This window comes from Mesorhizobium sp. LNHC221B00, from assembly GCF_000502935.1.
In the GTDB taxonomy this organism is placed as follows: domain Bacteria; phylum Pseudomonadota; class Alphaproteobacteria; order Rhizobiales; family Rhizobiaceae; genus Mesorhizobium; species Mesorhizobium opportunistum.
The window spans coordinates 63,820-72,768 of record NZ_AYWR01000034.1 but is presented as its reverse complement, the minus strand read 5'-3'; the positions used below and the strand labels follow the sequence as shown (position 1 = coordinate 72,768).

Genomic DNA, 8,949 nt, shown 5'->3' with positions numbered 1-8,949 from the left:
GGACCGCGCCGGCATCGGCCGACCGCTCGGCACCGCAGACCGGCATATCCGGCCCGTCAGGTCCAAACGGATCGCCGATGAAATGCAGGCAGCGCTTGGCGGTGACCGCGTCAAGGAAGGCAACCGGCAACGTTGCCGGCAGATTGGCGGCCGGCACATAGGGCTGCGGCCGTTCGAACACCATCGTCGGCCTCGGCGGGCGCGGCGCCGGGCGGCGCTGCGGCTGCTTCTCGCGCTTCGGGCGATCATTGCCGGCCGGTCGCGTCAGCTTGCCGCCATCACCATGCAGGCGGTGGATCTTGCCTATCACGGAATTGCGGCCGCGACCCATCTTGATGCCGATCTGGCTGGCGGAAAAACCTTCGCCGGTGAGCCTGCGCAGCGTGTCGATCTCGGTTTGGGTCCACTCGCTCATCGTTGATCCCCAATTGAAAAGACGTGGTATCGCGTGGCGGCGCGGCGGCTGTCGCGTTCGAGCTGCACCAGGCCCTGGCGGGTCAGCTGCGCGACGAGGCCGGGCACGCGTGGCCGTGGCGTGCCGGCGGCTTCGGCAAGGTCCGAATTGGTGATCGCGACATTGCGCAACCGGTCGATCCGCTCGTCGAGCGCCCGGTAGAGGCGCAGCGCCGTCAGTGTGATACCGAGGCTTTTGGCCGTGTCGACATCGGCGCGTGCATTGCCGGCCGGGCGAATGGCCGGCGCCCGCATCGGCTCGCTGCTCAAAATGGTTTCGAAATGCGACTGCACGTAGCCGGTCGCGCTCATCCCTGCCGCCTTCGCCGCCTTCTCGATCGCCGCGTTCATGTCGCGGTCGCACTTGACCGAAAAGCGGTAGAGCAGGCCGGCCGGCTCGGGAGACGAAAGCGACACCGCCATCACGCCGCCTCCCCGGCCGCAGGCCGCAAGCCCGACCGGGCGTCGCGCCCAATGGCGCGCCCCGCCGGAGCGCCAGCCGCCGCAGGCGGCGATGCGGCGCGTGAGGCAAGGGATTTCAACACATCGTTGAAATCCTGGCCGTCCGGCGCCCAGTCGATCTCGGCGTCGTGGCCGGTCAGTTCGAAGCGGTTGCGGGCGCGCAGCATCGCGGCCTGCGTGGTGAAGCGGTCGCTGTCACTGTCGCCGAGCAGGATCAGCTTTTCAAAATCATCGGCCGGGATCTGCAGGCAGTCGGTATCGGTCAGGTCAGGCTCATGGCCGCCGACCTTCTGCCGCCGCTGGCGGCCGATCCTGTCGGTCAGCATCAGCGACGGGTGCGGGATCTGCTCGGCCGCCTTGCCAGCGATGTTGCCGATGTTGACGCCGACCCAGAGCGCCATGTCGGGCGCGCCGCGAATGCTGTCCCAGGACAGCACCGTCTCGTTGCCCTCGCCGAGCGCCAGCCGGTGACAGTCGGCGCCGTCGCGCAGCACGATCTTGCCGCCTTTTTGCGACCCCTCGACCTTCTTGGCGTCGAGTATGCCGTCGCCGGCGGGATCGGCAATCGCCGCCTTGCCGTTCGGGCGTGAAAAATCGAGCCAGGTGCGATGCACACCGATGAAATGGCCATCCGGCCCGGTGATCGCGGCCAGCATTGCCGGCCCGCTATGGATCACCCGAAAATCGTCGCCGGCCTTGGCGCGGTGCCAATAAGCCAGGCTGGACACCTCGCGCAACGCCTTGATGCGCCATGCGGGGAAAGGGATCGCGCGCAGCGAAAAATAGTCGCGCACCCAATGGCCGCCCCGCTCCGGCTCGATCGGCGCGCCGTTGCGCCAGATCTTCCACGCGCGCAGCCGCGCCTTTTCGCGCCATATGTTCTTGTCGTCGTCGCTCGGCGCCGGTTGCCGTGCCGCGGCAGGCAGCGCCTTTTCGCCGGTCAACATCTCGATCGCATCGCCAAAGCTCAGGCCATGCACATGCTGCACCAGCGCGATCGGATCGCCGCCGGCGCCCGAATGCCGGCACAGGAAGACGTTCTTGGCCTTGTCGATGGAAAACCGGTCAGTGCCGCCACAGCCAGGACACGCCACGCCGCGCTCGTCGATCTTGACGCCCTCGGCCGCGCCGAGCGCCAAGGCCACGTCGACGATCGACCGGTCCCTTGCGCGCGTGACGATGTCGGTGGGGATCATTGCATCGTCCCCGGAAAGCGCATCTGCAGACCGATCCGCAGGTCGCCAACGACCGCATCAAGGCCCCGATTGGCATCGTCGAGATCGCGAGCAAGATCCGCGACCATGTTCATGACGACGGTTTCCAACGCGGCCATCGCGTCGACTGGGTGCATGCCCTCTACGGCCTTCAGGACACGCTTTGAAGCCCGGCGAATTTCAGCACGATCAGCAGCCATCACATCCCCCTCGACGGAACGAACAGGCAGATGGTGCGGCTGTCGGCGTAGCCGCCGACGCTGCACCAGTGGAAGCGGCCGTCAGGGCTTTGCTTGACCTTCGGATCGGTCATCGGGATCAGTTCGCCGGTCTTGCGGATCTCGTAGCCGCGCGCGCCCTCGATCACCTCAGCATCGGCGACTTCGCGGCAGTCGATGCCGGAGCAGCAATTGGCCGGATAGCTCCAGCCTGCCGGCGCATCATGCGGCCATGCGCGGCCATGCGTGCCGGCGAGCACCAGCCCGATAAGCAGGCCGGACACGGCAAGCGCGCCAGCGAACGAGTGCAGCGGGCGGCGCTTCATCATTCCCCTCCCGCGATCTTGCGGTCGAGCCGGTGCAGATGCGCGATGTTGTCGGCAATCTCCTTGCGCACTTCGCGCACTTCCGAACCGTCGAGCTTGCCGTCATCGGCCAGCCCTTCGGCGATCTTGGTGATGACGTCGTTGGCTTCCTTGCTGACCACGGCGATGTCGGCATAGCCGACCTGCGGCGCGGTGTTGGCCTCGGCCGCCAGCGGCACCAGGCGGAAGCCGAGCAGGCGCGCCAGTTCCTCGACGATCGCCGGCGAACCGATGTCGCGGCAGAGATCGACGACGACGTCGATCGGCATGAACTTTTCCGGCTCCGAAGGGCTGCCGTAGCGCGACAGCGCCGCGGCATCGACGCGGGTCACCAGCGCGAACTTCGTTGGCCGCGCCATGTCGAGGGCCGCGCGCGTCGCCGCCTTGAGGTCGAGACGTTCGGTTTCGATGATCTTGCGCGGCAGTTTCACGGTGTTTCCTTTGGGCAAAGTCCAGCCGTCAAGGAAACAATCGGGCTGACTGTTTCCGTGCCGGGGCAAGGCGTTCGTGGTGATGTGGGCGAAGTCGAAACCAGACGGCGAAAGTTCGCCGCAGGCCTACGGAGGCAACAATGTCCTGCTCATTCCGCCATCTCCTGAACAGTTTGATTGGAAAGGCCGGTCGCCTGGGAGGCATTGGGGAAATCGGGACCGGCCGCGACGCCGAGGGGTGCGGCGTCGAAATCGTGAAGGTTGCCGGCGGCGGCCCGCTGCGGCTGCGCGACCGGTTCAGCCGCGAGCGAGAGCGCCTGAGCAGCGACAAGGAGGGTTGAATGGCCGACGACAAGGCGCCGGGGCTGACTGAGCCTGTTATCGTCCACTGCCTGTTTTGTACCGGCGTCGACGTCCAGCACACTGAGAATTTCACCCGCCTGATCGGCTGGGTAGAGCTGCCGGCGCCCGGCTATGATTTTCAGGAGCGCCGCATCATCGCCCGCATGGTGATGCCGCCCGAAGTGGCGCGCGCTCTGTCGCGCGACCTGCGCCGCAGCATTGCCAAGGGAGAGCACTGATGCGCTCATCAGGCCGCCTCGACCGCAGCGAATTTGTCGGGGCGGTTTTCGCGCAGCCAGGCCAGACGGCATTCGTGCATGTCGGCGGCGGTCACGGCGTCGTCGGTGAAGACGCGGATCTTGTCGATCATATCGGCGTCGGGGCGCGAGCGGCCGGTTTCCCAGTTCCAGACGGACGTGCCGTCGCGGTCGCCATCAAGGCCAAGGCCTTTGGCGATTTCGGAACAGGAGAGATTTTTCTCCTTGCGCCACTCTGCAAGCTGCATCGCAAAACTCCAATCGTTCCCTATATCGCACAAATTTCGATATCGCTGTCAAGTGCGATATCGCATTTTCTTCGATTTTCAGATTTGTGCGGTTCGAATAGGCATCAGCCATGAGAAACCGCATCCGCGAATTACGTGAGGCTCAGGGCCTTTCACAGGAAGCTCTCGGCGCCAGGATCGGCGTCCACTGGCAGACCGTGCTGCGCGCCGAGTCTGGCAAAACGGCATTGGGTGTGACCAAGCTGCGCAATTATGCCGAGGCACTTGGCGTGGAGCCTGACGAGCTGATGCAGACCGAAGAAGGTCGCATGGTGACCGTCAAGGGCTTCGTCCAGGCCGGCGAATGGGCCGAAACCTGGGAGTGGGGTGAAGATGATCAATACACCGTCCCGGTCCCCGATGAGCCTTCCCTGCGGCATTACACGTTGCACGCGGCACAGACGCGCGGCCCGTCGATGAACCGGCGCTATCCCGAAGGCACCGTCTTGGTCTTCACCGACATCATCGAAACCCAGAGCGACATCCAGATCGGCAAGCGCTACATCGTTGAGCGCCAGCGTGCTGACGGCCTGCGCGAGGCGACGGTCAAGACGCTGTGGCGCGACGACGCCGGCAGGGTCTGGCTACTGCCGGAATCGGATGACCCGCTTTTCCAGCAACCGATACCCATCGAAGGCAGCGAAGATGACACAGTCCGCATCGTCGGAAGAGTGCGATTCGCCGTCAGCCGTGAGTGAGTTTTGGCCACATCGCATTTTTTTCGATAACGACGCTTGACATAGTATCGCATATTCTTCGATATTGCCGCCATCTCAACCGATGGAGCGGCTATGCAATCCCCAGGCCCTTTCGATCCGCTGACCCCGCGTCAGGAACTGATTTCCGAACTTGAGGGTTACGGCTTTGACGTCGGCCACGGCGCCGGCGGCAACTGGCGCAGCGAACTCTCCGATGCAGAACTGCGCACCGCCATCGCTCGCCTCAATGCGGAGGCCAACTGATGGACGCCCGCAATCCCCGCACCGAAACCACCGCCGCGCCGATCCCTGCCAGCCTTGTCGGCAAACCCGGCCAGCGGTTCAGTGACAGCCGCCGCGTCGAACATCCCGAGGCAGCGGGAAAGATCCGTGACCCCCGCGCCACGGAACTGGCCGAGGCGATCGCCGAGATCGCCGGATGCGGCAACGGCGCCACCGAAAAGGATCTGTCGGTGCTCGGCTTTTCCGTTGGCGAGATCATCGCCCACCTGCCGGAAGCCAAGCTGATCCTCGCCGAAACCTTCGTGCGCGAACTGGCGCCGAGCGGCGACCGCATGCAGCAGATCATCGAGAAGGCGCTGGCCAGCGCCGTGCATCTGATGCCGGTCACCGGCGGCCTTGACGGCCCCAGCCAGGACATCGCCCGTATCGAGTGGCAGCGCTATTGCCAGGCCCGTGCCGCCTTCAAGCTCGATCCGTGGTGGTCGCAATCCGAGCGCTGCCTGAATGCACTGAAGGTGTTTCTGCGCAAATTGCCGCTGATGGAAAAGGAGGCCAACCGCGTCATCTACGCCATCGCCGCCGAACAGAAGGCGACCGTGCATCGCGGTGAACATATATGAACGCCGCCGCCGACCATTCCACATGGAAGCAGACCTATACCGGCCGCGCCTTTCCGATGACCGCCTTCACCGCGCTCGACATCGACCTGCATGGCGACGTCGCCGAGGGTCTGGCGCGCATCTGCCGGTTCGGCGGGGCGGTGCCGGGCAACCCCTATTCGGTGGCGCAGCATTGCGTCGTCGGCGCCGATGCCGCGCTGGAAGAAACCCGCGATGCCAACGTCGCGGCCTATTTCCTGTTGCACGACGCGCATGAATTCGTCTTCGGCGACATGACNAAACCCGCGATGCCAACGTCGCGGCCTATTTCCTGTTGCACGACGCGCATGAATTCGTCTTCGGCGACATGACGACGCCGGTGGCCAAATGGCTGTCGACGATCGCCAACGAACTGTTTGGCGGCGCCGCCAACAGTATGGTCGAAACCCTGATCGCCACCGCCAAGGCGCGGCTCGACATGGTGATCTGGCGCGCCGCCGGCATGCCGCCGCCGGCCAGGACCTATCGCGCGGCGATCGCCGATTTCGACCTGCGCATGCTGGCGACCGAGCAGCGGCAATTGCTGATGCCGGCGCCGAAAAGCTGGGGCAAGTCAATCGACACCGCCAAGCCGATCCAGATGCGCGGCCGGCTGACGGCATGGCCTGTGGTCAAGGCAGCCGACGAATACCGCGACCGCCTGGCGCGCCTTTGCCCGAACGCCAGGAGGGTTTGATGGACGATCTGACGATCGACGACATCGACGTGATCTCTAACCGGATCATCAAGGATATCGACAGCCTTTCGCGCGACGAAGCAAATGAGGCCATACGCGGCGCGAAGCATTGGCCGAAGCTTTATGAAGACCTCATCGCGGCGGCGATCAGCGACAATGAAGTCGCCGACATCGATGATTTCACGAAACTACAGGAAGAGAACAACGCTCTGTCGGCGGACCTCAATGAATTTCTGACAGGCAGGAATGAGGCCGCCGACAGATTGCAGGAAGCAATCGTCGGCGGCCGAACCGACGATGCGCTGGAGCTTCTTCGTGACATCGTTCCCGGTCATCAGTTTCTTTCACCAGAAGCAGAAAAGATGCTGGCCGGCATTCGTGGTCAGGGAGCGCTGGCGCTATGACCACAATAAAATTTTCCGTCGCCGCCTTCGCCGAAGCCGCGAAAGCCATCCGCAACATTCCCGGCGGCTCGCGCAACATCGAGATCCTCGACCATGCAAGGCTGGAGGTTGCGAAGAAAAAGCTGACCTTGACCATGTCGGATCTCGACATCGAGGCCTGCGCCACCATTGCCTGCGAGGGCGCTGCCACCATCGCCGCCATCCCGCGCGCCGTGCTGGAATTCTTCATCGCCCGCGATGGAAGCGGCGACGATCAAGGCACGCTCGATTTCGATGCCGACATGAAGACCGTCGTTGCCCGATGCGGCAAGGGGCGGCTGACCATGCCGGTGCTGCCCGGCGCCGATTTCTTCCTGATCGGCGCCGAGGCGAAGGACTGGTCGTTTTCGCTGCGCGCCAACGAATTGATCGACCTGCTGCGCACCTGCGAGAAGGCGATGGATGAAACCCGCCACTACATCCAGGGCGTTCTGCTGCACGTCACCGACAGCGAACTGCGCGGCGCCGCCACCGATGGCCACCGCGTCCACGTCATCGGCATCGACGCGCCCGACCTGCAGGGCGATTTTCGCAAGCGCGACGGCGACTATCGCGGCGTCACCATCCCCGACCGCACCGTCAAGGAACTCATCCGCATCTTCGATGGCGACGAGAGCGAAGTGGCCATCGGCGGCACGGCGGCGATCGTCACCGTCGAGGCAGAGGCGATCCGCGTCACCTCCAAGCTGATCGATGGCACCTTCCCCGAATACAACAGGCTGATGCAGGCGCCGGGCGCCTTCCGCATCTCGGTTCCGGCCAAGGCGCTCGACGCGGCGATCGGCCGGCTGCTGGTGCTGCCGCGCAAGGACGGCAAGGGCAAGGCCGAAACCTCGCGNGGCCAAGGCGCTCGACGCGGCGATCGGCCGGCTGCTGGTGCTGCCGCGCAAGGACGGCAAGGGCAAGGCCGAAACCTCCAGGCCGATCCGCATGACACCCGTCGACGGCGGGCTGAAGCTGGAGATCAAGGGCAACGATGCCGACGCCGAGGACCTGGTCGACTGCGAGGTCGAAGGCGCCGGCGATCCGATCGTCGTCAATTGCCGTTACATCAGGGACGCGCTGGCCGCGGCCGGCGGCGGCAAGGTCACCTTCGCGCCCTGCGCCGACAACCCGGTCGGCGTGCGCCTGCTGCCCGACAACGACCGTTCGTCCTTTCTCCTCATGCAGATGCGTTTCTAGGAGACTCCCATGGCAGATGACATCACCGACACCAGCCAGACCGTCGCCGCCGGCCAGCTGCGCGCCTTCATCGAGCGCATCGAGCACATGGAGGAAGAGAAGAAGACGATCGGCGACGACATCGGCGAGGTTTACTCGGAAGCTGGTGGCACCGGTTTCGACGTCAAGGCGATGCGCACCATCGTCGCCCTCCGCCGCAAGGACCCGATGAAGCGGCAGGAGGATCAATCGATCCTCGAATTGTACATGGCCGCGATGGGGATGGTGTGATGCTGACCAAATCCGATCTCACCAGGGCGCAAGCCATGATTGCCGAGCGCGACACCGCGCAGCGCATCCGCGACCGCATGCGCACCGAGCCGGTTTCGCTGATGGTCGGCGACGGCAAGGAAGCCAGCGTCATTCATCTGTCAGCTGACTATCTCGGCCAGATGGTTTTCGAGGTGAAGGCATCCCTCGACGACCAGATCAAGACGATTAACGCGGCGTTGACCGAAATGGGAGTGGAACCGTAATGGCTGGCAGCGTGAACAAGGTCATCCTGGTCGGCAATCTCGGCGCCGATCCCGAAGTGCGGCGCAGCCATGCGGGCGACCCGATCGTCTCGTTCCGCATGGCGACCAGCGAAAGCTGGAAGGATAAGGATTCGGGCGAGCGCAAGGAACGCACCGAATGGCATTCGGTGGTCGTCTTCAACACGCAGCTGGCCGAAGTCGCGGAAAAATACCTGAAAAAGGGCATGAAGGTCTATGTCGAGGGCCAGCAGCAGACCCGCAAATGGGCTGGCCAGGACGGCATCGATCGTTACAGCACCGAAACGGTGCTGAACCGCTTTCGCGGCGAGATCCAGATGCTCGACAAGCTACCGTCCAACCGCCCGCCCGGCGCCGAGGGCGCCGACGACTACGGCAGTCAGCGCAGCCGCGAGACGGATGACCGTCGCGCCGTTGAGGAACGCACCCGCCAGGCGAAAGCCGGGCGCGGCTCGCGTGAACTCGATGACGAGATCCCCTTCTGAT

The 8,949-nt window shown here is 64.5% G+C and carries 18 protein-coding genes; 11 read left to right on the top strand and 7 right to left on the bottom strand.

All coding sequences use genetic code 11. The annotated features are described in order from the left end of the window. From X741_RS1000000167725 to X741_RS1000000167720, 6 genes are all read right to left on the bottom strand, one after another. Positions 1-415, bottom strand: a 415-nt coding sequence (locus X741_RS1000000167725) for a GcrA cell cycle regulator (protein ID WP_023780565.1), incomplete at its 3' end; no start/stop codon positions are given. Further along, positions 412-876: a hypothetical protein gene (locus tag X741_RS138615; RefSeq protein WP_023780564.1), complete on the bottom strand. Its 465-nt coding sequence runs from the start codon at positions 874-876 to the stop codon at positions 412-414. The genes X741_RS138615 and X741_RS1000000167725, both read right to left, overlap by 4 nt. Further along, positions 876-2,111 (bottom strand): hypothetical protein, encoded by a 1,236-nt coding sequence (locus tag X741_RS0136050; RefSeq protein ID WP_023780563.1) that lies wholly within the window; start codon positions 2,109-2,111, stop codon positions 876-878. Before X741_RS0136050 ends, X741_RS138615 begins: the two co-directional genes overlap by 1 nt. Then, the gene (locus tag X741_RS1000000170140; protein ID WP_156937963.1) at positions 2,108-2,329 is read right to left on the bottom strand and encodes a hypothetical protein; all 222 of its coding nucleotides are present in this window, start codon (positions 2,327-2,329) and stop codon (positions 2,108-2,110) included. Before X741_RS1000000170140 ends, X741_RS0136050 begins: the two co-directional genes overlap by 4 nt. Continuing rightward, on the bottom strand, positions 2,329-2,673 hold the full coding sequence (locus X741_RS138625; protein ID WP_084018928.1) for a hypothetical protein: 345 nt from the start codon (positions 2,671-2,673) through the stop codon (positions 2,329-2,331). Before X741_RS138625 ends, X741_RS1000000170140 begins: the two co-directional genes overlap by 1 nt. Then, on the bottom strand, positions 2,673-3,143 hold the full coding sequence (locus X741_RS1000000167720) for a phage regulatory CII family protein (protein WP_051410529.1): 471 nt from the start codon (positions 3,141-3,143) through the stop codon (positions 2,673-2,675). Before X741_RS1000000167720 ends, X741_RS138625 begins: the two co-directional genes overlap by 1 nt. Positions 3,144-3,283: 140 nt before the next feature. Between X741_RS1000000167720 and X741_RS138630 the strand changes: the two genes are divergently transcribed. Next, the gene (locus X741_RS138630; protein ID WP_023780559.1) at positions 3,284-3,484 is read left to right on the top strand and encodes a hypothetical protein; all 201 of its coding nucleotides are present in this window, start codon (positions 3,284-3,286) and stop codon (positions 3,482-3,484) included. Continuing rightward, entirely contained in the window at positions 3,485-3,724 is a 240-nt protein-coding gene (locus X741_RS138635) for a hypothetical protein (RefSeq protein WP_023780558.1), read from the top strand. It begins immediately after the preceding gene. A gap of 8 nt (positions 3,725-3,732) precedes the next feature. Here the strand turns inward: X741_RS138635 and X741_RS138640 are convergent, their stop codons facing one another. Beyond that, the gene (locus X741_RS138640) at positions 3,733-3,990 is read right to left on the bottom strand and encodes a helix-turn-helix transcriptional regulator (protein ID WP_023780557.1); all 258 of its coding nucleotides are present in this window, start codon (positions 3,988-3,990) and stop codon (positions 3,733-3,735) included. 110 nt (positions 3,991-4,100) lie between these two features. Between X741_RS138640 and X741_RS138645 the strand changes: the two genes are divergently transcribed. The 9 genes from X741_RS138645 (at position 4,101) to ssb (ending at position 8,948) form a co-directional block, all read left to right on the top strand. Continuing rightward, complete coding sequence (locus X741_RS138645) at positions 4,101-4,727, top strand: XRE family transcriptional regulator (RefSeq protein ID WP_023780556.1); 627 nt, start codon at positions 4,101-4,103, stop codon at positions 4,725-4,727. Between the two features lie 93 nt (positions 4,728-4,820). Beyond that, positions 4,821-4,991, top strand: coding sequence for a hypothetical protein (locus X741_RS1000000170135; protein WP_023780555.1), 171 nt, complete (start codon positions 4,821-4,823; stop codon positions 4,989-4,991). Further along, on the top strand, positions 4,991-5,590 hold the full coding sequence (locus X741_RS138650) for a hypothetical protein (protein ID WP_023780554.1): 600 nt from the start codon (positions 4,991-4,993) through the stop codon (positions 5,588-5,590). The genes X741_RS1000000170135 and X741_RS138650 overlap by 1 nt, the downstream gene beginning before the upstream one ends. Before the next feature lie 313 nt (positions 5,591-5,903). Further along, entirely contained in the window at positions 5,904-6,305 is a 402-nt protein-coding gene (locus X741_RS138655; protein WP_023780552.1) for a hypothetical protein, read from the top strand. After that, positions 6,305-6,709 carry a hypothetical protein gene (locus X741_RS138660; RefSeq protein ID WP_023780551.1) on the top strand — a complete coding sequence of 135 codons (405 nt, stop codon included), beginning with the start codon at positions 6,305-6,307 and terminating at the stop codon, positions 6,707-6,709. The genes X741_RS138655 and X741_RS138660 overlap by 1 nt, the downstream gene beginning before the upstream one ends. Next, a complete protein-coding gene (locus tag X741_RS138665; protein WP_023780550.1) occupies positions 6,706-7,950 on the top strand; it encodes a hypothetical protein in 1,245 nt (414 codons plus the stop codon). The genes X741_RS138660 and X741_RS138665 overlap by 4 nt, the downstream gene beginning before the upstream one ends. Beyond that, entirely contained in the window at positions 7,940-8,200 is a 261-nt protein-coding gene (locus tag X741_RS138670) for a DUF2312 domain-containing protein (RefSeq protein WP_023780549.1), read from the top strand. Before X741_RS138665 ends, X741_RS138670 begins: the two co-directional genes overlap by 11 nt. Beyond that, entirely contained in the window at positions 8,200-8,445 is a 246-nt protein-coding gene (locus tag X741_RS138675; RefSeq protein WP_023780548.1) for a hypothetical protein, read from the top strand. The genes X741_RS138670 and X741_RS138675 overlap by 1 nt, the downstream gene beginning before the upstream one ends. After that, positions 8,445-8,948 (top strand): single-stranded DNA-binding protein, encoded by a 504-nt coding sequence (gene ssb, locus X741_RS138680; RefSeq protein WP_023780547.1) that lies wholly within the window; start codon positions 8,445-8,447, stop codon positions 8,946-8,948. Before X741_RS138675 ends, ssb begins: the two co-directional genes overlap by 1 nt. Position 8,949 lies beyond the last annotated feature (1 nt).